This is a genomic window from Nocardioides sp. CER19 (assembly GCF_029846275.1).
GTDB lineage: Bacteria > Actinomycetota > Actinomycetes > Propionibacteriales > Nocardioidaceae > Nocardioides.
In genome coordinates this window covers 412429-435128 of the sequence record NZ_JARVWS010000004.1, presented here as the reverse complement: position 1 = coordinate 435128, position 22700 = coordinate 412429, and the positions used below count along the sequence as shown (strand labels likewise).

23 protein-coding genes and 1 riboswitch are annotated in these 22700 nt (G+C 70.9%); of the genes, 9 read left to right on the top strand and 14 right to left on the bottom strand.

Annotated elements, in window-relative coordinates:
* Positions 1–95: 95 nt before the first annotated feature.
* Together QDS12_RS21585 and QDS12_RS21580 are read right to left on the bottom strand one after the other, a co-directional pair.
* A complete protein-coding gene (locus tag QDS12_RS21585) occupies positions 96–374 on the bottom strand; it encodes an Lrp/AsnC ligand binding domain-containing protein (RefSeq protein ID WP_279883020.1) in 279 nt (92 codons plus the stop codon).
* Positions 375–379: 5 nt separating this feature from the next.
* Positions 380–2161 carry a DEDD exonuclease domain-containing protein gene (locus tag QDS12_RS21580; RefSeq protein WP_279883018.1) on the bottom strand — a complete coding sequence of 594 codons (1782 nt, stop codon included), beginning with the start codon at positions 2159–2161 and terminating at the stop codon, positions 380–382.
* Positions 2162–2272: 111 nt separating this feature from the next.
* Here QDS12_RS21580 and QDS12_RS21575 point away from each other — a divergent pair, with 111 nt between their 5' ends.
* The 4 genes from QDS12_RS21575 to QDS12_RS21560 all read left to right on the top strand — a co-directional run bounded on the left by QDS12_RS21575 (position 2273) and on the right by QDS12_RS21560 (position 6297).
* Positions 2273–2479 carry a hypothetical protein gene (locus QDS12_RS21575; RefSeq protein ID WP_279883017.1) on the top strand — a complete coding sequence of 69 codons (207 nt, stop codon included), beginning with the start codon at positions 2273–2275 and terminating at the stop codon, positions 2477–2479.
* Positions 2480–2609: 130 nt separating this feature from the next.
* Positions 2610–2809, top strand: a riboswitch (cyclic di-AMP (ydaO/yuaA leader).
* A 14-nt stretch (positions 2810–2823) separates the two neighbouring features.
* The gene (locus QDS12_RS21570; protein ID WP_279883015.1) at positions 2824–3816 is read left to right on the top strand and encodes a C40 family peptidase; all 993 of its coding nucleotides are present in this window, start codon (positions 2824–2826) and stop codon (positions 3814–3816) included.
* A gap of 7 nt (positions 3817–3823) precedes the next feature.
* Positions 3824–5062, top strand: a complete 1239-nt coding sequence (locus QDS12_RS21565) for a hypothetical protein (RefSeq protein ID WP_279883013.1) — start codon at positions 3824–3826, stop codon at positions 5060–5062.
* Positions 5059–6297 carry a M48 family metallopeptidase gene (locus QDS12_RS21560; RefSeq protein WP_279883011.1) on the top strand — a complete coding sequence of 413 codons (1239 nt, stop codon included), beginning with the start codon at positions 5059–5061 and terminating at the stop codon, positions 6295–6297. The genes QDS12_RS21565 and QDS12_RS21560 overlap by 4 nt, the downstream gene beginning before the upstream one ends.
* A gap of 2 nt (positions 6298–6299) precedes the next feature.
* Here QDS12_RS21560 and QDS12_RS21555 read toward each other — a convergent pair whose 3' ends face one another.
* From QDS12_RS21555 to QDS12_RS21505, 11 genes are all read right to left on the bottom strand, one after another.
* Positions 6300–6497: a Flp family type IVb pilin gene (locus QDS12_RS21555; protein WP_279883009.1), complete on the bottom strand. Its 198-nt coding sequence runs from the start codon at positions 6495–6497 to the stop codon at positions 6300–6302.
* 77 nt (positions 6498–6574) lie between these two features.
* Complete coding sequence (locus QDS12_RS21550) at positions 6575–6790, bottom strand: Flp family type IVb pilin (protein WP_279883007.1); 216 nt, start codon at positions 6788–6790, stop codon at positions 6575–6577.
* A 267-nt stretch (positions 6791–7057) separates the two neighbouring features.
* Complete coding sequence (locus tag QDS12_RS21545; RefSeq protein WP_279883005.1) at positions 7058–7264, bottom strand: Flp family type IVb pilin; 207 nt, start codon at positions 7262–7264, stop codon at positions 7058–7060.
* 169 nt (positions 7265–7433) lie between these two features.
* A complete protein-coding gene (locus tag QDS12_RS21540; RefSeq protein ID WP_279883003.1) occupies positions 7434–8093 on the bottom strand; it encodes a response regulator transcription factor in 660 nt (219 codons plus the stop codon).
* On the bottom strand, positions 8090–9664 hold the full coding sequence (locus QDS12_RS21535) for a sensor histidine kinase (RefSeq protein WP_279883001.1): 1575 nt from the start codon (positions 9662–9664) through the stop codon (positions 8090–8092). Before QDS12_RS21535 ends, QDS12_RS21540 begins: the two co-directional genes overlap by 4 nt.
* 29 nt (positions 9665–9693) lie before the next feature.
* Positions 9694–10620, bottom strand: a complete 927-nt coding sequence (locus QDS12_RS21530; RefSeq protein WP_279882999.1) for a type II secretion system F family protein — start codon at positions 10618–10620, stop codon at positions 9694–9696.
* A gap of 1 nt (position 10621) precedes the next feature.
* On the bottom strand, positions 10622–12502 hold the full coding sequence (locus QDS12_RS21525) for a type II secretion system F family protein (protein WP_279882997.1): 1881 nt from the start codon (positions 12500–12502) through the stop codon (positions 10622–10624).
* Positions 12502–14055 carry a CpaF family protein gene (locus tag QDS12_RS21520; protein WP_279882995.1) on the bottom strand — a complete coding sequence of 518 codons (1554 nt, stop codon included), beginning with the start codon at positions 14053–14055 and terminating at the stop codon, positions 12502–12504. The genes QDS12_RS21525 and QDS12_RS21520 overlap by 1 nt, the downstream gene beginning before the upstream one ends.
* Positions 14052–15239: an AAA family ATPase gene (locus QDS12_RS21515; RefSeq protein ID WP_279882993.1), complete on the bottom strand. Its 1188-nt coding sequence runs from the start codon at positions 15237–15239 to the stop codon at positions 14052–14054. Before QDS12_RS21515 ends, QDS12_RS21520 begins: the two co-directional genes overlap by 4 nt.
* Before the next feature lie 4 nt (positions 15240–15243).
* On the bottom strand, positions 15244–15984 hold the full coding sequence (gene cpaB, locus QDS12_RS21510; protein WP_279882991.1) for a Flp pilus assembly protein CpaB: 741 nt from the start codon (positions 15982–15984) through the stop codon (positions 15244–15246).
* A gap of 282 nt (positions 15985–16266) precedes the next feature.
* On the bottom strand, positions 16267–18072 hold the full coding sequence (locus tag QDS12_RS21505; protein ID WP_279882989.1) for an AMP-dependent synthetase/ligase: 1806 nt from the start codon (positions 18070–18072) through the stop codon (positions 16267–16269).
* A gap of 157 nt (positions 18073–18229) precedes the next feature.
* On the opposite strand from QDS12_RS21505, the gene QDS12_RS21500 reads away from it, so the two are divergent.
* Genes QDS12_RS21500 through QDS12_RS21480 form a run of 5 tightly spaced genes read left to right on the top strand, consistent with a single transcriptional unit; the run spans position 18230 to position 22278 of the window.
* Entirely contained in the window at positions 18230–18667 is a 438-nt protein-coding gene (locus tag QDS12_RS21500) for an SRPBCC family protein (RefSeq protein WP_279882987.1), read from the top strand.
* Entirely contained in the window at positions 18664–19896 is a 1233-nt protein-coding gene (locus QDS12_RS21495; protein ID WP_279882985.1) for an ArsA family ATPase, read from the top strand. Before QDS12_RS21500 ends, QDS12_RS21495 begins: the two co-directional genes overlap by 4 nt.
* Positions 19893–20252 carry a DUF5304 family protein gene (locus QDS12_RS21490; protein ID WP_279882983.1) on the top strand — a complete coding sequence of 120 codons (360 nt, stop codon included), beginning with the start codon at positions 19893–19895 and terminating at the stop codon, positions 20250–20252. Before QDS12_RS21495 ends, QDS12_RS21490 begins: the two co-directional genes overlap by 4 nt.
* The gene (locus tag QDS12_RS21485) at positions 20249–21184 is read left to right on the top strand and encodes an ROK family glucokinase (RefSeq protein WP_279882981.1); all 936 of its coding nucleotides are present in this window, start codon (positions 20249–20251) and stop codon (positions 21182–21184) included. The genes QDS12_RS21490 and QDS12_RS21485 overlap by 4 nt, the downstream gene beginning before the upstream one ends.
* Positions 21181–22278: an ROK family protein gene (locus QDS12_RS21480; RefSeq protein WP_279882979.1), complete on the top strand. Its 1098-nt coding sequence runs from the start codon at positions 21181–21183 to the stop codon at positions 22276–22278. The genes QDS12_RS21485 and QDS12_RS21480 overlap by 4 nt, the downstream gene beginning before the upstream one ends.
* On the opposite strand, the gene QDS12_RS21475 is transcribed toward QDS12_RS21480, so the two are convergent.
* Complete coding sequence (locus QDS12_RS21475; protein ID WP_279882977.1) at positions 22226–22693, bottom strand: hypothetical protein; 468 nt, start codon at positions 22691–22693, stop codon at positions 22226–22228. The genes QDS12_RS21480 and QDS12_RS21475 overlap by 53 nt on opposite strands.
* Between the last annotated feature and the right edge of the window lie 7 nt (positions 22694–22700).

Sequence of the window (22700 nt, the reverse complement as noted above, 5' to 3'; positions counted from 1 at the left end):
TCGGGTGCTGCGTCGGATAGTCCGAACGGGCTATCCGAGGGGGGCGATCAGGTCAGGTCCGTGGTGTGAGCATCCCCGGCGTCCACCAGGGTCGCTCAGTCGAGGCCGATGGAGAACGCCGCTTCGAGGTCGTGCTTCGAGTAGGCACGGAACGCGATATGGGTCTCGGTGTCGGTCACGCCCGGCACCTTGTTGAGCCGGTCGGCGACGACTGCCGCGATGTCGTCGTGGTTGCGCACCCGCACGAGCGCGATCAGGTCGATCTGGCCGGTTGTCGAGTAGACCTCGCTGACCCCGTCGAGGGCGGCGATCGCCTCGGCCACCTCCGGGATGCGCGCGGTGTCGGCCTTCACGAAGACGATGGCGGTGATCACGGCCCTCACCGTACCGGCTGGTGGACCGTCGTGAGCCCGCGTTGGTCGTCGAAAGGCACGAGGCTCTTGCGAGACTCATTGACCGCGTCGTGCACGGCCAGGTGGCGGGTGGCTCCGCCGACGGGGCAGGTCCACTCGCCGTCGATGTCGACGAGCCGGATCCCCGGTGCCTCGAGCCAGCGGAGGATGACCTCGGACTCCTCGGCCGACGCCGAGGGGGTCGGTCCGGGCCCCGTCGTCACGGTCTCCGCACTCGCCTTCAGCTGGTCGACGTATGCGTGGGCGTTGGCGCCCGCCGGGATGACCCCGGCGGCGGCGAGCCGTCCGTAGCGGATGACGTGCACGCTCCAGCGGCCGTCGTCCTCGCGCCGAGACGCGACGATCTCAGGGCACCTGGTGAGCGCGGAGAGTCGCTGGGTGCGGGCGGCGGCCCGGATGAAGGCGGCCAGCCGGTCGCGGTGGATGCCGGCCTCCTCGAACCGCTCGTCGGCGGCGAGTGCCGTCATGCGCACGGTGAGGGAGTCGATGACGCGATCCGGCTCCTCCGACAGCGTCTGCCGCAGCTGCCCGACGACCTCGGCGTACGCCGCCTCGTCGGTGCTGCCGTCACAGGGGGACAGGCACTTGCCCATCTCGGCCAGAACGCACGGGCTCTTCGAGGGCCGTCGCGCGAGGCGTTCGGAGCACTGCCGGATCGGGAAGCTGTCGTGGAGCGCCTGCAGGGCCTTCTCGGCGACCTTCTTGGAGCCGAAGGGGCCCAGGTAGTCGGCGGCGTCGTCGAGGACCCGCTTGACCAGCGCCAGGCGTGGCCACGGTTCGCGGGTCAGCTTGATGAAGTGCACCTTCTCCGGGAAGCGGGAGCGCCGGTTGTAGCGCGGCTTGTGCTGCGCGATCAGCCGGAGCTCGCGCACCTGCGCCTCCAGTGTCGTGGCGCACTCGATGCCGGTGACCCGCTCGGCGATGCCGACCATCTCGCCCATCCGGGTGCGGGTCTCCGAGGCGGTGAAGTAGGAGCGGACCCTGGTCCGGAGGTCGCGGGACGTGCCGACGTAGAGGACCCGGCGTCGCTCGTCCTCGAAGAGGTAGACGCCCGGCGCGTGGGGGAGGGCCTCCGCGAGGTGGCGCTTGCGGCGCTGGGCGGGCGTGACTCGCCCGGAGAACGTCTGGAGCTCCTCGAGCGTGTGCACCCCGAGGCTGCCGAGCCGCGCCATGAGGCCGTGCAGCACGTCGACGGTGGCTCGCGCGTCCGACAGGGCCCGGTGGTTGGGAGTTGTCGTGGAGTGGAACACCTTCGCCAGCGAGGACAGCTTGCAGTTCGGTGCGTCGTCCCGAGTGATGACGCGGCGCGCGAGCTTCGCGGTGTCGACGACCTCGAAGCCCGGCCAGGGGCGGCCCTGCTGCTCGGCGAAGTACTTGAGGAAGCCGACGTCGAACGGGGCGTTGTGGGCGACGAGCACGCTTCCCTGGGCGAACTCCAGGAACGCCGGGAGCGCCGACTCGACCGGCGGGGCGTCGACGACCATCGAGTTGCTGATGCCGGTGAGGACGGCGATGAAGGCCGGGATCTCGCTGCGCGGGTTGACCAGCGTCTGGAACTCGCCGAGGACCTCGCCGCCGCGCACCTTGACGGCGCCGATCTCGGTGATCATCGACCCGCCCTCGGCCGAGCCGCCCGTCGTCTCGAGGTCGACGACGCAGAAGGTGATGTCGCGCAGTGGCCGTCCGAGCTCATCGAAGCTGCGCTGGGCTTCCCAGCGGGATGGCCTGGTGCGGACGGCGCTGCTCATGGCGGTGACGTTAGGAGCCACCTCCGACAATCCGCTGGCGGCGCGCGGGGCCGGCCGGGTGAAGGATCGCCTGATGGGGGACTGTCGGTGGCGGGTGCCACCGTGTGCGACATGACGACGAGGATCGACTGCGACACCTGCGTGGTGCGTGGGCTGGCGTGTCACGACTGCGTGGTGACGGTGCTGCTCGGGCCACCGCCGGAGCTGGGGTTCGAGGACGACGAACGCCGGGCGCTCGACGTGCTGGCCGCCGGTGGCTTGGTCCCGCCGCTGCGGATGGTGTCGCCGACATCGGCCGCTGAGGTGGAGTCGGCGTGACCTGTGTGACAGGTGTGACTGAAGGGGCCAAAGTGTCCACAACACGCCCGGAGGGCGGATTGGCCGCGCTCCCACATGGAGGTTAGAGTTCAGCACTCAGATGCCCGTGGAAGTGGGTCGACCGACCCACGCGGGCATCGCGCTGAGTTTCGACTGGATTCGGGCCAGTCGAGAGCCGGGGAACCAACCGGTGGCGCCGCAAGGCGTCGCCATCTGGGGTGAATCTCCCGCAAGGCGCGGCCGCTGGCGACAGCGGTGGCGAGGAGCGGGGGTAGGGCCAGTCGTGCCCGAACCCGTCAGCTCACCCGGTAGGCGTACGACACAAGCAAGGAGACCGCCCGCTCGTGCTGAACGGTCGGAAACGCGTCGCTGCAGCGGTGGCGGGCCTCGGGCTCGCCTGCACCCTCGGGATGACCGCCACGACGCCCGCAGAGGCGAAGCCCAATATCAAGGACGTGCAGGCGCGCGTCGACACGCTCTACAAGGACGCCGACCAGGCGACCGAGAACTACAACGAGGCCCGGCTCCGACTCTCTGCTCTCAAGCAGGAGCTCGACAGCCTTCGCGCCGATCAGGAGCGCCAGGACACCGCGCTGTCCTCGATCCGTGAGCAGCTGCGCGACTCGATGCTCCAGCAGTTCGAGGGCTCCAACCTCTCCGCCGTCGGTCAGGTCTTCATCTCCGACGACCCGAAGGTGTTCCTCGGGCAGCTGTCCACCATTTCGGACTTCGACAGCCTGCAGGCCGGGCTCTACCGCGACTACGCGACCCAGCTGGACGCCCTCCGTCTGCGCCGCAAGGCGACCGAGCAGCGCGCCGCCGAGGTCTCGGCGACCGAGAAGAAGCTCGCCGCGGACAAGAAGGCCGTCGACGGCAAGCTCGCCGAGGCGAAGGACCTGCTGGCCAAGCTGAAGGACCAGGAGCGCCAGGCGATCCTGTCGCGCGACTCCTCGTCCTCCGACCGCACGCCGGTCGACGTGCCGGCCAGCGGCCGCGCCGGCGCTGCCATCGCGTACGCGCGTGCCCAGCTCGGCGACGCGTACGTCTGGGGCGCCACCGGTCCCGACGCCTTCGACTGCTCCGGCCTGACGATGCGCGCGTGGGGGGCCGCCGGCGTCTCCCTGCCGCACTCCTCGCGTGCCCAGTACAGCTCCGGCCCGCACATCGCCGAGAGCGACCTGCAGCCGGGTGACCTGGTCTTCTACTACAGCCCGATCAGCCACGTCGGCATCTACATCGGCGGTGGCATGGTCCTCCACGCGGCCAACCCGAGCGCGGGCGTGGAGATCTCGCCGCTGCACTCGATGCCGTACTCCGGCGCCGTCCGCCCTGGCTGAGACACCGTTGACCACACGCAAGGCCGGTCGCCCACGTTGGTGGGGGGCCGGCCTTGCTGCCTTCCTGTGCCTCTGCGTCGTGGGGGTCGTCTGGCTGGCGGTCAAGCCCGACACCTACGTCGCCTCGCACCCGCAGCGCTCGCAGGTCTCCGCGCGTCCGGACCTCGCCGCCACCACGCTGGATGATCTCGAGCAGGCCGTCTCCAGTCACGACCGCTCGGCCGCCGAAGTGCTCGGCGCCGACGACCGGGCCGGCTCGCTGTTGGGTGCGGTGGCATCGAACGCCGGCGAGCTGGACGTCACCGACTTCAGCGCGAGGTACGTCGACGAGAGCGGCCCGGTCGATCCGGACGGCCGCTGGACCGCCGCGGTCGACTTCACGTGGCGGTTCGACGGCTACGACGCCGCATCCGTCCACACGGAGGTGGCGGTCGGCTTCGCGGTATCGGACGGAAAGGCCGGCATCACGGGCATCGGCGGGGGAGCGCAGCGCAGTCCCCTCTGGCTCACCGAGCCGCTGCACGTCCGCACCGGGGCGGGCGTCCTCGCGCTCGGACCGGACGCGGCGAACGTCCAGCGCTACTCGGCGCTGGCGCAGCGGGCCGTCACGATCGTCGGCCGGGTGGTCACGGGGTGGGCGGGTCCTCTGGTGGTCGAGGTGCCACGGTCGGAGGCAGCGCTGGACGCGGCGCTCGGCGCCGATGCGGGGACGTACGCCGGCGTGGCGGCCGTGACCGCGAGCGTCGACGGCTCGACGGCGGAGGACGCCCCGGTGCACGTCTTCGTGAACCCGGAGGTGATGAGCACCCTCGACAAGCAGGGGGCGCAGATCGTGATCAGCCACGAGGCGACCCACGCGGCCACCAACGCGCCCAGCAACACTCACCGTCCGATCTGGCTGACGGAGGGGTTCGCCGACTACGTGGCGCTGCGCGACGTCCACCTCCCGATCACCACGACGGCCGGCCAGATCATCGCCCAGGTCCGCAAAAGCGGTCCGCCGGCTCGCCTGCCCGACCAGAGCGATTTCAACTCGCACTCCGACAGCTTCGGCGCGGAGTACGAGGCGGCGTGGCTGGTCTGCCGGGTCATCGCGGACCGCGCGGGGGAGCAGGGGCTCGTCGAGGTCTACGACCGCGTCGGCGCCGGGGAGGACCTCGACACGGTCCTTCGCGACGTGCTCGGCGTCGGCACCGAGGGCCTGACGCACCTGTGGCAGCGGCGTTTGTCACACTTGGCCGCGTGAGAGCAGACGCACCCCCGGCGCGTCGCGTCGCGTTCGCCGTGATGGGCGTCGGCCTCGTCCTCTTCGTCGTCGTGGCCGTCGTACGCGTGCCGTGGCATCCCTATCCGGGTGGGCCACTCGATCCACCGCCGGCCGAGAGCGTGTTCACGCACGCGCAGATCTCGGCGATGGAGTCCTACTCCTCGTTCGCCCGCTTCTGGTCGCGCTCGGGGATGGTGATCTCGCTCCTCGTCGCGTGTGTCCTCGGCTTCTCGCCGCTGGGCCGTCGCCTGATGGGTCTCCTGCGCGGTCCGTGGTGGCTGCGGGTCGTCCAGGGCGTCGTCGTGCTCGAGGTCCTCGGCTCGCTCGCCACGCTGGTGCCCGCGATCCAGGTGCGCCGGCGCCAGCTCGAAGTGGGCCTCTCGCGGCAGGCCTGGAGCGGCTTCGCGACCGACCGCCTCACGAGTCTCGTGGTGTCGATCGTCGCCACGTCGCTGGGGCTGCTCGCGCTCATGGCGTGCGTTCGGCGCTGGCGGCGGTTCTGGCCCGCCATCGCCGGCGTGACGCTGGGCGTGCTGGTCCTGCTCGGGTCCTATGTCTACCCGGTGATCGTCGAGCCCCTGTTCAACAACTTCACCTCACTACCGGCAGGGGAGCTGCGCTCCGACGTCTTCGCCCTCGCCGAGAAGCAAGGCGTGCACATCGACGACGTGCTGGTCGCCGACGCATCGCGCCGGACGACGACGCTCAACGCCTACGTCTCCGGCTTCGGGAGCACACGACGAGTGGTGCTCTTCGACAACCTCGTCAACGAGGTGCCCCGCGCCGAGACGCTGTCGGTGGTGTCGCACGAGCTCGGGCACGCGAAGCACGACGACGTGCTGACCGGGTCGCTCCTGGGAGCGACGGGCGCACTCGCGGCGATCGGCCTGCTGGGGGTGATCGTTGAGCGCCGCCGCGCCGACGGCTCGCGGATCGGCGAACCGGAGGACGTGCCGATGCTGCTCGCTCTGCTGGCGATCGGCACGGTGCTGGCGCTTCCGCTGCAGAACACGATCAGCCGCCAGATCGAGACACGGGCAGACGTCGCGGCCCTGGAGACGACGAAGGACGCCGATGCCTTCGTGAACCTTCAGCGCAAGCTGGCACTCAGCTCGCTGTCGGATCCGACACCGGCGTCCTGGTCGCAGTTCTGGTTCGGGTCACACCCGACCGCGCTGCAGAGGATCGCTCTGGCGAAACGCCTGGGATCGTGATGTCACGGGGTACAGCCGGTGCTTCCGCTCTGCGCCAGGGCCGTCTGGATGTGGCCGCCGATCTCGTCGCAGTTGTCGGACAGCCGATGCCCGACCGCCTGGCCCAGTCCCACGACGACGATCGCCACGACTGCCGCGATGCCCGCGATCAACAGCCCGTACTCGACGGCTGAGGCACCTCTGTCGTTCCTGCACTGCATGGTCGCTCCTTGGAAAGGGCAGGGGCGCCGCAGAACGCACTGCGACGCCCCTTCATCGAAGGTGCCGAATGCCTCGGTCAGGCGCAGCTGCCGCTGAGGGTGGCGGCGCCGGACTTGATCGACTGGCAGGTCTTGTCGAACGCGTCCTTGACGATCGGGCCGAGGGCCATGACCGCGACGACGATGACGGCGGCGATGCCGGCGATGAGCAGGCCGTACTCGACGGCCGAGGCGCCGCGCTCCTCCATCTTGGCGAGGCGGGCGTTGAGCACGATGCGGAGGTAGTCCACCATGTTGATCTCTCCCCTTCATTGGAGTTTCTGGGGCCGCAGGCTCCTGGCCACGGCGACGTGGAGCCGCTGCCCCACGGTGAGAATGCTGGCGAACGGCCGATTGCGCGCGAATCGGGAGAGCGTGTCGATCCCGATAGCCCGTTCGGACTACCTCGCTCCCACGACGGCGTCCGGCGCCTCAAGAGCCAGACGCAGCAGGGCGCCGCAGCATGTCGCTGCGGCGCCCTGGTTGACCGCGGCGAGGCGCGGTCGACGTTCGAGCTGCGGTTACTGGTTGCAGCTGCCCGACCCGCTCGCGATCGCGGTGCAGGTCTTGTGGAACGCGTCCTTGATGATCGGGCCGAGGGCCATGACCGCGACGACGATGACGGCGGCGATGCCGGCGATGAGGAGGCCGTACTCGACGGCCGAGGCGCCGCGCTCCTCCATCTTCGACATGCGAGCGTTGAGCATGATGCGCAGGTAGTCCACCATGGTGATCTGTCTCCCCTTGAGATGTTGGCCGAGAGCTGGGCTCCGGACGTCGTTCCCGTGTGTCCGTGGAGCCCGTGCCCCACGCATCAATCCTGAGGGAGCGGCACGCGCGCCGAATCGGGAGACAGTGTCGACCTTGGTAGCCCGTTCGGACTACGAAGGTCCCAGGTCAGCCGACAGGTCGCCCGGCCGGCTGGACGCTGGAGAGCAGCCCGATCCGCATCGCTGTCACGAGGGCCTGGGCGCGGTTCGCCGCGCCGAGCTTCTGGTAGATCTTCGCGATGTGCGACTTCGCCGTCGACTCCGACAGGTAGAGCTGCTGACCGATCTGGGCGGCGCCCAGCCCGTCGGCGAGCAGCAGCAGGACCTCGTGCTCCCGATCGGAGAGCTTGGTGGACTCCGACGTGGCGCGTCGCATCATCGCCTGTGCCAGTCCGGCGCACACGAACGAACGGGGGGAGACCGCTGCATGCCGCGCAGCCCTGACGACCTCGCCGGACGGCGCGTCCTTGCCCACGAAGCCCGAGGCGCCGGCCTCCATGGCCGCGAAGATCTGGTCGTCGCCCGAGTGCATCGTGAGCACGACGACACCCGTCTTGTCGTTCGCCTTCCGGATGCTGCGCACGATGTCGAGCCCGGTGCCGTCCTGCAGCTGCAGGTCGGCGACCACGACACCGGGGGAGAGGGCGGCGTAGGCCCTGAGGGCCTCGGCCACGCTGCCCGCCTGCCCGACGACCTCCATGTCGTCCTCGAGCTGCATCACGCCCGCGAGTCCCTCGCGGATGAGCTCGTGGTCGTCCACCAGAAGGATCTTGATCGGCTCGCTCATGCTTTCACCCTCGTCTCATCGTCGAAGTCCGGTTGGAGGACCGTGATCTCTTCAGGGCCGCCGTCGCCCCGGATCGTGACAGACACGCACAGGCCGCCGCCAGGGGAGTCCGTCAGCTCGAGTGCGCCGTTGACCAGCAGGGCGCGCTCGCGCATGATCTTCAACCCGTGCGAGTCGCGGCGGCCTGGCTGCAGACCGCGCCCGTCGTCGGTCACGGTGATCCGCGCTGCGGGGGCACGCACCTGGCAGTGCACCTCGATCGCGTCCGCCCGGGCGTGCTTGACCGCGTTGTTCATGGCTTCCTGGGCGATGCGGAACAGCTCCGCCTCCACCTCGGGGCGGAGCCGCTCGGTGAGCTCGTCGGCGGTCACGTGGATCGGAACGCCTGAGACCTCCGAGAGGTTACGGGCGACCGAGGCGATGGCGGCGCCGAGACTCTCGCTCTCGCCGATGCTGGTGCGCAGGTTGACGAGCGACCGGCGGATCTCGGTGACGATCGCACTGACCCGCTGGCGGAGCATCGCGATCCGCTCGTGCTGCGCGTCGGTCGTCGCGACGGCGGCGAGCGCGTCGGCGAGGTAGCCGAGGGACGCGATGTCCTGGGCGACCCCGTCGTGCATCTCGCGGGCCAGCCGACGTCGCTCCTCGGCGCTGGCGGCGTCGCGGAAGGCCGCGAAGAGGAGAGCGGTGTCGAGGTGGACGGCGCTCGGGCGCAGGGTCGCGGTGAGCCGGCGAACCGCGCCGTCGAGGCCGACGGCGCGGACGTCGGTCCCGTCAGGGAGCGCGGCCACGACGACGCCGGTGGTGCCGGAGTCGGCAAGCAGTGGGAAGCCGAACAGGCGGTCACGCTGGACCGGCGCGCACTGACGCCAGCACTGGGTCGCCAGCGCCTCGAAGTGCTGCACGTCCTCGGGGGTGCCGAGCGACTTCGTCACGAGCGGGAGCAGGGCTCCGTCGCGGGCGACGTACAACGTCATCGCCACCGTCGGCACCTCGTCGCGGACGGCGGAGAGGATCGAGCCGCCCAGAGCGACGGGGTCCAGGCCGCTGTCGAGCCCCTCCGAGATCCCGATCAGCTGACGCAGGAGGCTCTGCGCGTAGTGGTAGGGCGCCAGCGGGTCGCTGCGCTCCACGAGGGCGCCGTGGAGGAAGGTCCCGATCAGGGCAAGGCCCAGACCGGTCACCGACCAGCTGAAGGCGGCGGAGAGCTGCTCAGCCGTGAGTGGCCCGCCGATGAGGAAGGCGAACACGACCAGCATGGCGAGCTCGGCACACAAGGATGTCGCCATGCCCCAGAGGCCGCGGAAGACCGAGGCCGTGAAGGGTGGCACGCACAGGGCTCCGAGGACGGCGGTGGAGGTGTCGACCACGATCCCGCAGACGATCCCGACGAGAATCGCCTCGCCGGTCGTGAGCAGCGCGAGTGGAAGGACGCGACGCAGGTCCACGATGGTGGCGAGGGCCCAGATGGCCCCGATGACGAGGAGCGCGAGCAGGGCCGCCGCATCACGGGTCCACAGCACGGGCCCGGTGAGCGCGACCAGCACGATGATCCGTGCGAGCGCTGCCACCCGGAAAGGCAGTCGGTCGGCGTCGAACATCAGCCGCCGAAGTTGTCCATGATGTTGATGGCGGCCGGCCCCATGACCGCGACGAAGAGGGCGGGCAGGATGCAGAAGATCAGGGGGACGGTGATCTTGACCGGCACCTGTTGGGCCTTCTCCTCGGCCCGCTGACGGCGCTTGACGCGCATCTCCGACGACTGCACGCGGAGCACCTGCGCGATCGGGATGCCGAAGGAGTCGGCCTGCACCATCGCCGAGATGAACGAGCGCAGGTCGTCGACGTCGACGCGCTCGCCCAGCGACCGGAGCGCCTCGGCCCGGCCCATGCCGAGCTGCATCTCGCGGATCATGCGTCCGAACTCGTCGGCCAACGGCCCGTCGGTGTTCTGCGCCACCTGCTGCACGGCCGCGTCGAAACCGAGGCCCGACTCCACGCTGATGGTCATGAGGTCGATGGCGTCCGGCAGCTCCCTCTCGAGCTTGGCCGACCGATCGTAGGCGAGCTGGTAGAGGTAGAAGTTGGGCCCGAAGAACCCGATGACCAGGCCCGCGCCGACGAAGATCAGTCGTGTCGTGGGGGCGTGGGCGAGCAGCAGGCCGATCGCGAGGCCCAGCAGCAGGCCGAGGCCTGCGCCGAGGACCTTGCCGGCGGTCACCCTGTCGACGGTCCAACCGGCCGGGTTGCCGGCCAGGTCGAGCTTCTTGCGGATCCGCTCGGCCGAGTCGGCGCCGCTGATGCGCCGACCCAGCTTGAGTGCGCGCTCCTGCAGTGGTTGGAGCACCCGGTCGGCGAACGGCTTCTCCAGGTCGACCGTCAGCTCGCGCGGAGCGTCGGTCATGGCCTGCAGCACGGCGAGGGAGCGGTTGATGCCGCGGGCCTCTTCGGCGGGGCGGAGCCCCATCGCCAGCAGCGCGATCGCCACCATGACGAGCAACAGCCCGAGAACGAACAGGAGCACCATGTCAGACCTCGACTCTCACGAGACGACTCATCCAGAACACGCCCACTCCCAGCCACAGTGTGCCACCCGCGAGCATGAGGATGCCCCGGATGTCGGTGAAGAGGGGAGAAACGTAGTTCCAGTTCGTCAGCGTCAGGTAAACGACGAACAGCGGCGGCAGCAGACCCAGGACGATGGCCGACAGCTTGCCCTCAGCGGCGAGGGCGCCCACCTGGCGGCGCAGGTACTCCCGCTCGCGCATCGTCGCGGCCACGGTGTCGAGGAGCTCGGCCAGGTTGCCGCCGACCTGGCGCTGGATGCGGATCGCCATGACGACCCAGGTGAAGTCCTTGCTCTCGAGTCGCTCCGCCACGCCTTCGAGAGCGTCCTCGAGCGACACGCCGAGCCGGGTCTCGACGAGCACCCGTCGGAACTCGCCGGCCACCGGCTCCACGCCGTCGTTGACGACCGTGTCCATCGCCTGCGCGAGCGACAGACCGGCGGCCAGCGAGCCGGAGATCAGCTGGAGCGTGTCGGGCAGTGCCTTGCCGAACGCCTTCTGCCGACGGCGGCGCCGCAGCCCGAGGTAGACCCACGGGCCGATGATGCCGAAGGCCAGGAACACGATCCCGAGCAGGAGGTTGCCCCGGCCGAGCAGGAGGCCGAACAGGGTCACGGCGACCGCGATGCCGGCATGGAGGAGCAGCCACTCGGCGGGCTTGAGCTCGCTTCCGGCGGCGTCGAGCCGAGCGGCGATCTTGGCCTCGAGACCCGCGTTGCGCTTGAGGATGTCGGCGGCGGCCGTCTTCGCCGAGGCCAGCACCTCGTCGGAGTCGGCCTTGTGACCGCCGCGCCGACTGCTGCGGCGGCTGGTCGCGGTGGTGTACGACGTGACCCGCTGCTCAGGGGTCAGTGGACCGGTGGGCCTCGGGATGATCAGGATCAGCAGGAGTGCGATGCCGAGGCCGAGGCCGGCGACCCCGGCGTACATGCCCCACCGCGGGATGACGAACCCCGTGGCCATGGTGGCGACGGTCGGCGGTCCGGCGGCGCGGACCTTCCCGAACGCGCTCGCGGTGACGTCACCGAAGCTGACCTCGACCGTGGCCTCGGTCGCGGTGACGCTGGCGGGCACCTGGGCGGTCACCAGCACCTGGCGCGCCAGCGCCTGCGCCTCGGCGGCGAACGTGGTCGCCAGGGCGTTCGGGTCGGCCGACAGGACGCGGCCCTTGCCCGCGTCGGCGAGTGCCACGAGGGCGGAGTCGTCGGCGGCCTGGTCGACGGCGACGACATCGACCAGGGCCTTCGCCTTCGAGATGGCCGACGTCGCGGTGTCGAGGGTCGTCTCGCTGGCGTCGGCGCCGTCGGACAGGACGAGCAGGGACCGCTGGCCGGCGGACCCGGCCGCCTGGACGGCGGCGACCATGGCGTCGTAGAGGTGCGTGCCGCCGCTGAGCGTGAGTCCGTTGATCACGTCGGTCGCGGCGGCGCGGTCGCGCGTCGGCTGCAGGTCGGTCGTGACCTCGTGGTCGAACGTCACGACGCCGACGTAGACGTCGCTCGGCACGGTCTGGAGGAACAGCAGCGCGGCGGCCTTGGCGGCGTCGAACTTGGCGCCCTTCATCGAGTTGCTCGTGTCGATCGCGAGCATCTCGGTCCGGCGTACGCCGCCACCGTTGCGGGCCGTCGTCGCGGTCGCCTCCGCCGCGGTGCCGTCGATCGTCACCGCAACGTCGCCGAGCTGGACATCCGCGTCAGCGGGGACGGACACGAGCAGCTTGAGCCCGGCCTCGGTGCGCTGCATGTGCGTGATCGCGCTGTCGCCGTCCGCCGCGTGGGCGGCGGGCGCGGCGAGCGCGAGGGTTCCGAGAGCCGCCACCACGGCGGCGACGAGACGCCTCATCAGCCCCGGTCCGGCACGAAGAGCATCGGGTCCACCGTCACGTTGGAGTTCGCCATCTTCTCGAGGAACTTCGGTCGGAGTCCCGTGGGCCTCAGGCTGCCCAGCGCACGACCCTCGGCGTCGAAGCCGGCGGCGGTGTCGTAGGCGAAGATGTCCTGCAGCGTGATGACGTCGCCCTCCATCCGTTCCACCTCGGTGACGTGGGTGATCTTGCGGGTGCCGTCCTTGAAGCGGGTCTGGTGGACGATGAGGTCGACCGCCGAGGTCACCTGCTCGCGGATGGCCCGAACCGGGAGGTCCATGCCCGCCATCAGCACCATCGTCTCCATGCGGGCGAGCGTGTCGCGTGGCCCGTTGGAGTGCAGGGTGCAGATGGAGCCGTCGTGGCCGGTGTTCATGGCCTGCAGCATGTCGAGCGCGGAGGCGTCACGGACCTCACCGACGATGATGCGGTCGGGTCGCATGCGGAGGCTGTTCTTGACGAGGTCGCGGATGCTGACCGCGCCCTTGCCCTCGATGTTGGCCGGTCGCGACTCGAGCCGGACCACGTGGGCCTGCTTGAGCTGGAGCTCCGCGGCGTCCTCGATGGTGACGATGCGCTCGTCGTCGGGGATGAAGGAGGACAGGACGTTGAGCGTCGTCGTCTTGCCGGCGCCGGTCGACCCGGACACGATCACGTTGAGCCGGCCGCGCACGCACGCCTCGAGGAAGCGCCGCGACTCGGGCGTCAGCGACCCGAAGCGCACCATGTCGTCGGCCGTCAGCGGGTCCGCGGAGAACTTCCGGATCGTCAGCGCCGACCCGTCGATCGCCAGCGGCGGGACGATCGCGTTGACGCGGCTGCCGTCGGGGAGGCGGGCGTCCACCATCGGGCTGGACTCGTCCACACGGCGCCCGATGCGCGACACGATCTTGTCGATCGTGCGCCGCAGGTGCGCCTCGTCGGTGAACTGGCCGTCCGCCTTGACCAGCCGTCCCGACCGCTCCAGCCAGATGTCGGCATGGCCGTTGACCATGACCTCGGACACCTCGGAGTCACGCAGGTAGGGCTCGATGGGGCCGTTGCCCAGGATGTCGTCGCTGATCTCCTGGATGACCCGCTGGCGGTCGCTGTTGGACAGCGGTCGGTCCTGCGCGGCGATCACGTCCTGCAGCACGCTGCGGACGGCCTGGTCGAGCTCCTTGGCGTCGAGGTCCGACTCGTAGAGCTGCGGACCGAGCTGCTTGAGGAGCTCGCTGTGCACGCTGGCCTTGATGGCGTCGAACCGGTCGGACTGCTGACCTGCCGCGAGCAGTCGACGGGACGCCCCCTCGGCCGTGGCGGCAGCGGCCGCAGGGGCCGCCGGCGCGGCCTGGACGACGGGCGCGGGAGGCGGGAGTGGCGGTGCCGCCTCCGGCTCCGGCGGTACGTCGGCCCGGCGCTTGCCCGCCGGCGTCTCGGCGGACTCCTCGGCGACGTACGGCTGCTCGACCGGGGTCTGCCCGACGAGCGGCTCGGCGGGTCCGTCACCGGACTGCCGCCGGGCGGCGGCGATCCGGTCCGCGAGGCTCACCGACGCCTCCTCAGTCGGCGCTTCGGCTGCTGATCGACCTCGTCGACCTGGGCTGCGGTCGCAGCCGGAGGCGTGGCGATCTGCTCCCCGGCGAGCAGCGAGGCGAGCGTGATGATCGCCGTGCTGGTCGGGTGGTAGGGGTTCTTCGCGACGATCGGGTTGCCGGCGTTGGTCGCCGCCGCCACCTCGAGCGACGTGGCCACCTTGGCCGTCGGCCGCATCCCGAGGATCGCCTCGACGCGGTCGGCGCTGATCCCGACCTCGTCGTCGGCGCGGTTGAGCAGGAGGTGCCGGCGGTCCTGGGCGATGTTGAGCATGTCCAGCGTCTCGAGCGCGACCTTGACGTTCTTCAGGGTCGGCACGTCGAGCGTCGCGATGATGAGGATCTCGTCGGTCTCGTCGAGCGCCGTGAGGGTCTGCTCGTCGAACGCGGGCGCCGTGTCGACGACGACGAAGTCGAAGGACTCCTTGAGCAGGCGCAGCACCTGGGAGACGAGCGTGGGGCTGATCCGGTCACGCACGTCCGGGTGCGACGGCGCGGCCAGGATCATGAGCGAGTCCTGGTGGCGGGTCAGCAGGCCGTTGAGGAGCTCGGCGTCGAGGGTGTGCTCCGAGCCGATCGCGTGCTCGATCGAGTGCGTCGGGAAGAGCTGCATCGTGATCGCCACGTCGCCGAACGCCAGGTCGAGGTCGACGAGGCAGACCCGTCGGGCGCCCCCCTCGCTGAGCGCCAGCCCGAGGTTGACCGACATGGTGGTCTTGCCGACGCCGCCCTTGGGCGACCAGATCGTGATCACCTTGCCGGACTGGCTGGCCCCGCCGGGCCCGCGCAGGGCCAGGAAGAGCTGGTAGGCGCGGGTGACCGCGGCGGAGACCGCCTCGGGGGACCCGCTCGGGATGACGTCGCGGGCACCGGCCTGCATCGCGGCGGTGAGGACGTCGGTCGTCAGCTCCTCGCGGATGAGGACCACGCTGACCGTCGGGCGGACGGTCCGCAGGGTGTCGCACAGCGCGAGCGCCTCGGGTACGGCGACGGCCGGGCCGAGCACGACGACGTACTCGTCGTGGTGCTGGGCGAGCCAGGCGCGCGCTCGGTCCATGGTCGCGACGCCCTGCGAGCCCGCGGGGAGCGAGCGGAGCAGGGTGGCGACGGTGTCCTGGTCGGGATCGACGATGACCGGCATCGGATCACCCGAAGAGGTTGTCGTAGTCGGTGCGGATGCCCGGCTTGACGGTCGCCTTGCCGTCGGTGGGCAGCAGTCCGAACGCGAGCTCGCCGTTGCCCTGGCTGAACATGATCTTCTGGCCCTCGTCCTGCGTGACCGCCAGCGTGAGCAGCGTGCGCGGCAGCTGCTCGGTGGTCTGGGCGCCCGACTGGGACGTCGTCGTGGTCGAGACCGGCGTGGTCGACCCGACGCCGATCACGGTCACCTTCGGCAGCAGGAGCTGCGTGAAGGTCTTGCCGCTCTTCGGGTCGGTGCCGTTGAGGAAGATCGCGACCTGGGACCCCGGGTTGACGAAGCCGGCCACACGGGCGGTGTCGGTGAGGTTGACCGAGATGGCGATCTGGTTGTCGGGGATCTGGAGCAGCGTGGCGGGCGCGGCCGTCGTCCCGAACTTGGACGAGATGATCTGCTCGCCCGGGTAGATCGTCGTCAGGGCGACCTTGCCGGCCAGGGCCGAGAGGTCGACCTGGTACTCCGGCAGCAGCGAGTTGTTGGCGACGGCCTTCTTCGTGATCTTGCCGGCGCTCGAGGCCGCCTCGATCGTCTCGCCCGTCTGGATCGGCTGGGTCGCCACGAGGACGTCGGTCGTCTGGAACTGGTCCTGCGCACGCGTGTCCGCGCCCCGCACGTACATGAAGACGAGGACCGCACCCAAGGCGGCGACCAGCGCCGCGGCGACCACCAGGATTCTGCGTCGCTCCATCGACGACCTTTCGACTCAGGGGTCGATCCGAGCTCGCCCCGCACTGGCGAGAACTGTAGGGATCCGCTGGTGCTGGTGTGGCAGAACGGAAGTCAAAGTCGTGGGAGCCCCGGGCGCCGCTTGTACGACGCCCGGGGACTGCACCCCTGGTCCTGTCCGCGTGAGCGGGAAGGTCCCGGATCGACATGGCCCGGTCGGGTGGTGCGGGTAGTCCGGTCGGCAGGCCGGAATCAGCCGTTCGCCGACGCCATCAGTGTCCGCGATGTGAGACAGCGCGCGGGGTCAGGAGTGGTAGAGCGCCTCGACCTGGTCGCGGAACTCCTTCATCACGACGTTGCGCTTGAGCTTGAGGCTCGGCGTCAGCTGGCCGCTCTCCTCGGTCCACGAGTCCGGCAGGATCGCGAACTTCCGGATCGACTCGGCCTTCGAGACCGCCTTGTTGGCATCGTCGACGGCGCCCTGGATCTCGGCGACCAGGTCGGCGTCCTCGACGAGCGTCGCGAGATCGACGACCTTCCCGTGCGACTCCGCCCACGTGGGCAGCGACTCCAGGTCGAGCGTGACGAGCGCGGCGATGAAGGGCTCGCCGTCACCGACGACGATGCACTGGTCGACGAGCGGGTGGGCGCGCAGCCGGTCCTCGAGCACGGCGGGGGCCACGTTCTTGCCGCCCGCGGTCACCAGGATCTCCTTCTTGCGGCCGGTGATCCGGACGAAGCCCTCGTCGTCGACCTCGCCGACGTCGCCGGTGTGGAACCAGGCCTCCTCGCCTGCCGGGCCGTTCTTCGCCTCGGCGGTGGCCTCCGGGTTGTTCCAGTAGCTGTGGAACACCTGCCCGCCCTTGAACAGCAGCTCGCCGTCGTCGGCGACCCGGACGGTCGTCCCCTCGATGGGGCGGCCGACGGTGCCGATCTTGATGGCGTCGGGAAGGTTCACGGTCAGCGCGGCCGTCGTCTCGGTCAGGCCGTAGCCCTCGAGGACGGTGAGGCCGAGCCCGCGGTAGAAGTGGCCGAGCCGCTCGCCGAGCGGCGCGCCGCCGGAGACGGCGTACTCGCAGTGGCCGCCGAGGGCGGCGAGCAGCTTGCCGTAGACCAGCTTGGCGAAGATCGCGTGCTGGGCCCGCAGCAGCATCGGCACCCGGCCCTTCTCGCTGGCGCGCGAGTAGGCGATCGCGACCTCGGTGGCCTTGTCGAAGATCTTGCCGCGGCCGTCGGCCGTGGCCTTCTGGGACGCGGTGTTGAAGACCTTCTCGAAGACCCGGGGCACGGCCAGGATGAACGTCGGCTTGAACTCGCCGAGGTCGTCGATGAGGTTCTTGATGTCGGGGGAGTGGCCCAGCTTGGTGCGCGACTTCACGCAGCCGATCTGGATGACCCGGGCGAAGACGTGGGCCAGCGGGAGGAAGAGCAGGGTGCTGCGGCCCTCGGTCCGGAACAGCCGGTCCAGCTCGTGCACGGCCACGCCGAGCTCGAACATGAAGTTGCCGTGGGTGAGGACGCAGCCCTTGGGGCGTCCGGTCGTGCCCGAGGTGTAGATCAGGCTCGCGACGTCGTCCGGCGTGAGCGACGTACGACGCTTCTCGATCTCCTCGTCGGAGAGGTCCGCACCCAGCCGCGTGAGCACGTCGACGCCGTTGTCGGCGAACGACCACACGTGGTTGAGGTCGGCGAGCACGCTGCGGGTCTCCGCGATCCGCGCGACGTGCTGCGGGCCCTCGGCGATGACGGCCTTGGCGCCGGAGTCCTTGAGGATCCAGTGGACCTGCTCGGAGGAGGAGGTCTCGTAGATCGGCACGGAGACCGCGCCGGCGAACCAGATGGCGTAGTCGAGCAGCGTCCACTCGTAGCGCGTCTTGGAGAAGATCGCGACCCGGTCGCCGCGCTCGATGCCAGCGGCGACGAGGCCCTTGGCGACGGCAGTGACCTCGGCGAGGAACTCCGTCGCGGTGACGTCCTCCCAGGCCCCGCTCGGACCCCGTCGGCTGAAGACGGCGACCTCTCCTGCCTCCCGAGCGTTGACGACGACGTCGTCCGTGAGGTTGCCGACCGTCGGGAGGTCGATCGTCAACGGCGTGGAGAACTCGCGCACCCAGGGGCCTCCTGTCGAGGTTGTCTCCGGGGTTACCCAGAGGTAATCGGCCAGCACATTACCGCCGACCTTCCAGACCCCAGCATCCGGTACGCTCGCCGGGCACGCCAGCCGCACCTGGCGAAACCGCCCGCCGACTCCGCTGGGACACGCTCACATGGCTGAACAGACCACCTCCTCGATCGTCGTCGAGGCGCCCCCCGCGGCCGTGATGGCCGTCATCGCCGACTTCGACGCCTACCCGTCGTGGGCGAAGGGCGTGAAGGTGGCCGACGTCGAGGCGACCGGGGCGGACGGCCGGGCCAGCGAGGTGCACTTCGTGCTCGACGTGGCGCCCATCAAGGACGACTACACCCTGGCGTACACGTGGGACGGCGACCAGGAGGTCACCTGGACGCTCACCCGCGGCAACATGCTCCGTGCCCTCGACGGCGCCTACCTCCTCCGCGACCTCGGCGGCCGTACCGAGGTCACCTACCGGCTGGCCCTCGACCTGACGATCCCCCTCATCGGCATGCTCAAGCGCCGGGGCGAGAAGATCCTCATCGAGACGGCGCTCCGGGGCCTGAAGACGCGCGTCGAGTCGGTGTCTTGAGGGTCATCCTCTTCACGGGCAAGGGCGGCGTCGGCAAGTCGACCCTGGCCGCGTCGACCGCAGCGCTGGCCGCCTCCTCCGGGCAACGGACGCTGGTGCTCTCCACCGATGCGGCCCACTCGCTCGCCGACGCCTTCGGCGCGCCGGTCGGCGCGGAGCCGACCCTCGTCGCGCCCGACCTGTACGTCGAGCAGGTCGACGCCCAGCTCCGGTTCGAGCAGTCCTGGGCCGACATCCAGCGCTACCTGCTGTCGGTGCTCGACGTGGCCGGCATGGACCCGGTCGCCGCCGAGGAGCTGACCGTCATCCCCGGCGCCGAGGAGGTGCTGGCGCTCCTGGAGCTGAGGCTGCGCGCCCAGTCGGGCGAGTGGGACCTCATCGTCGTCGACTGCGCGCCCACGGCCGAGACGCTGCGGCTGCTCGCGCTCCCGGAGGCGCTCGGGTGGTACATGGCGCGGGTCTTCCCGATGCAGCGCCGGCTGGTCAAGGCGCTCAAGCCGGTGCTCACCCGCGCCGCCGGCGTCCCGATGCCCGGCGAGACGGTCTTCGACGCCCTGCAGCGGCTGCACGACGAGCTGCTGGAGGTGCGCGACCTGCTGAGCGGGCCCGAGGCCAGCGTCCGGCTCGTCCTCACGCCGGAGACGGTCGTCCTGGCCGAGGCACGGCGCTCCTACACGATGCTGTCCCTCTACGGCTACCGCGTCGACGGGGTCGTGGCCAACCGCGTCTTCCCCGCCGAGGGCGCCGACGACTGGCGCGCCGGCTGGGTGGTGGCCCAGGACGAGGTGCTCGCCGACGTCGACGCCTCGTTCCCCGGACTTCCCGTGTGGCGGTCGGTCTACCGGCCGCGGGAGCCGGTCGGCGTACCGGCACTCGAGGCGCTCGCGCAGGAGGTCTACACCTCGGCAGGCTCGGCGGGGGGCGCCGGCCAGCCCGTCGACCCGCTGGCGCCGCCGGTCGGGGAGGGGCCGTTCCGGGTGACCAGGAACGCGACCGGTGCGGTGGCCCACCTGGCCCTGCCGGGAGCGACCCGGGACCAGGTCCACCTGGCCCGCAACGGTGACGACCTCGTGGTCACCGTCGGCTCCTACCGGCGGCTGATGACGCTGCCGCAGGGCATCGCCCGGCTGAGGATCGCGGGCGCCCGGGTGGAGGCCGGTGAGCTGCAGGTGCGGTTCATGGAAGGATCAGCACGCTCGGGACACGCGACGGGAGAGGAGGAGCAGTGACCGGTTCGGACCAGGAGCCTGGAGGCCACGACCACATCGGGTCGGCGGCCGAGGAGGCGGCGAAGCTGTTCAGTGCGCTCTCCGGATGGGCGAGCGACCTGGGCCGCAACGTCGACACCCACCTCGCGACGGGCGCGGCGGAGTGCACGTACTGCCCGATCTGTCGCACCGTCCACGTCTTCCGTGAGGCGAGTCCCGAGATCAAGACGCACCTCGCGAGCGCGGGAGCCTCGCTGATGCAGGCCGCGGCGGGCCTGCTCGCGGCGGCCGCGTCATCGGCCTCACCGGCGAGTGATCGGTCGACCGAGGTGGAGAACATCGACCTCGACGGTGGCGAGTGGGAGGAGGACAAGTGACCCTGGCCTGTGGAGTGGACGTCGGCGGGACGAAGATCCTGGCGGGCGTCGTGGACGAGGACGGCGCGATCGTCGAGGAGGTCCGGGTCGAGTCCCCGGCCACCGACGTCGACGCCATCACGACCGCGATCGCCGGGCTGGTCGACGACCTCGCCTCGCGCCACGCGTTCGACAAGGTCGGCGTGGGCGCCGCGGGCTACATCGACAAGTCCCGCAGCACCGTCCTCTTCGCCCCCAACATCGCCTGGCGCGACGTCGACCTGCGCGTCGACCTGGAGCAGCGCACCGGCATGGGCGTCGTCATCGAGAACGACGCCAACGCCGCCGCCTGGGGTGAGTTCACCTACGGCGCCGGGGCTGACATCGACGACTTCCTGCTCATCACCGTGGGGACCGGCGTCGGCGGCGGGCTCGTGCTCGACGGCGCGCTGTACCGCGGCGCGTTCGGCATCGGCGCCGAGATCGGCCACATGCGCGTCGTACCCGGCGGGATCCTCTGCGGCTGCGGCAACCTCGGCTGCTTCGAGATGTACGCCAGCGGCAACGCGCTGGTCCGGATGGCACGCGAGGCGGCCGAGGCGGGGCGCGCCGACGAGCTGCTGAAGCAGGCCGGAGGCGCCGCTGACTCGATCACCGGTCCGCAGGTCACGGCCGCGGCCCAGGCGGGCGACCGGGTCTCGATCGACCTGCTGGGCGAGCTCGGGCGCTGGCTCGGTGAGGGGATCGCCTCGCTCACAGCCGTCCTCGACCCCGCCATCGTCGCGATCGGGGGCGGGGTCTCCGAGGCAGACGAGCTGCTGCTCGAACCGGCTCGCGAGGGTTTCCTCAGTCAGCTGACCGGACGCGGGCACCGCCCCGAGCTCGTTATCCGCAAGGCGACGCTCGGCGGTCGGGCCGGACTGATCGGCGCAGCCGACCTGGCGCGCCGGTGACGCTCTACATCGGTGTCGACATCGGCGGCACCAAGGTGCTCGCCGGCGAGGTCTTCCCGGACGGCACGGTCGGGCGCACCGCGCGCCGGTCGACGCCCGGCAGGCTCGTGGACGTGACGCTCGTCGAGAACGCACTGACCGAGGCGGTCCTCGAGGTCGCCGACGGTCGCCGCATCGACGGCGTCGGCCTGGCCGCCGCCGGCTTCGTGGACGCGGCGGGCGAGCGCGTGATGTTCGCGCCGCACCTGCCGTGGCGGATGGACCCGACCCGAGCGCGGCTCGAGGCCCGCTGGGGCGTGCCCGTGGCGCTCGACAACGACGCCAACTGCGCGGCCCGCGCGGAGTACTCCTTCGGCGTGGCCCGTGGCTTCACCGACGTCGTCATGATCACCCTGGGCACCGGCATCGGCGGCAGCCTCATCCTCAACCGCACGCTGCTGCGCGGGCAGAACGGCATGGCCGGCGAGTTCGGCCACATGCAGGTCGTGCCCGACGGCCAGGCCTGCGAGTGCGGCGGCACCGGCTGCTGGGAGCAGTACTGCAGCGGCAACGCCCTCGCCCGCTTCGCCCGCGCCCGCCTCGACGGTCGCGAGTCGCTGCTCGAGGACTCGTGCGGTGGGGACCCGGCCGCCCTGACCGGTCCGATGGTCACCGAGGCCGCCCGTCTCGGCGACCCGGTCGCCCTCGAGGCCTTCGCCTCGGTCGGCAGCTGGCTCGGCGTGGGTGTCGCGAACCTCGTCGCCGCGTTCGACCCCGAGCTGGTCGTCGTGGGCGGCGGCGTCTCGGCGGCCGCCGACCTGCTGCTCGAGCCGGCCCGCAAGGCGCTCGCGGCTTCGCTGGTCGGCGCGGGGCACCGGGAGATCCCGGTGGTGCAGCAGGCGCGGTTCGGCCCGGAGGCCGGCATCGTCGGCGCTGCGGACCTGGCCCGTGCCGAGGCCGTGCGGCCGATGTTCCGGCGCCGCCGTGGCGAGCTCGTCAGGCGGGCCCGTCGTCGTGAGCGCCTGCAGCGGTTCCGCGACCTCGTGACGCCGGAGCCGACGGCTACAGCCTCGCGCCGTCGTCCCAAGGGTCGTCGCGGTCCCTCGGCATCGTGATGACGAGGTAGCCGAAGCCGCCCAGGAAGGCAGCGACCAGCAGCCAGCCGAACCAGCGCGGGACGCTGAGGTCGGTGGAGGTCACGACGATGGTGGCCAGCAGCGCCACGACCGGTGCGCCGAGCACGCCCGCCCAGGCCGCGGCGCGCGCCGGGCTGAGGCGGAACGGCTCCGGCTCCGGGGGTACGAAGTCGTCCTCCAGGGGATCGCTGGCCTCCGCGAACGACACGTCGATGTCTTCGTCGATGTCGTCGTCGAACGTGCCGAAGCGGACCGAGTACGACGGCCCCGACTCCGCCGCGGCGGGCGCGTTCGCCTCGGCGTCGGGCGGCAGCTCCGCCCGGTCGCCGTAGTTCTCCACGATCTCTCGCCAGGCCGCCAGGTCCGGGTCGTCGGGTGGGTCCGTCTGCGGCACGCCGCCG

Coding starts and splice junctions, on each gene's coding strand:
- QDS12_RS21575 (WP_279883017.1), top strand. CDS start 2,273: ATGACGACGAGGATCGACTGCGACACCTGCGTGGTGCGTGGGCTGGCG.
- QDS12_RS21500 (WP_279882987.1), top strand. CDS start 18,230: ATGGCTGAACAGACCACCTCCTCGATCGTCGTCGAGGCGCCCCCCGCG.
- QDS12_RS21525 (WP_279882997.1), bottom strand. CDS start 12,502: ATGAGGCGTCTCGTCGCCGCCGTGGTGGCGGCTCTCGGAACCCTCGCG.
- QDS12_RS21545 (WP_279883005.1), bottom strand. CDS start 7,264: ATGGTGGACTACCTGCGCATCATGCTCAACGCTCGCATGTCGAAGATG.
- QDS12_RS21515 (WP_279882993.1), bottom strand. CDS start 15,239: ATGCCGGTCATCGTCGATCCCGACCAGGACACCGTCGCCACCCTGCTC.
- QDS12_RS21530 (WP_279882999.1), bottom strand. CDS start 10,620: ATGGTGCTCCTGTTCGTTCTCGGGCTGTTGCTCGTCATGGTGGCGATC.
- QDS12_RS21580 (WP_279883018.1), bottom strand. CDS start 2,161: ATGAGCAGCGCCGTCCGCACCAGGCCATCCCGCTGGGAAGCCCAGCGC.
- QDS12_RS21550 (WP_279883007.1), bottom strand. CDS start 6,790: ATGGTGGACTACCTCCGCATCGTGCTCAACGCCCGCCTCGCCAAGATG.
- cpaB (WP_279882991.1), bottom strand. CDS start 15,984: ATGGAGCGACGCAGAATCCTGGTGGTCGCCGCGGCGCTGGTCGCCGCC.
- QDS12_RS21540 (WP_279883003.1), bottom strand. CDS start 8,093: ATGAGCGAGCCGATCAAGATCCTTCTGGTGGACGACCACGAGCTCATC.
- QDS12_RS21555 (WP_279883009.1), bottom strand. CDS start 6,497: ATGCAGTGCAGGAACGACAGAGGTGCCTCAGCCGTCGAGTACGGGCTG.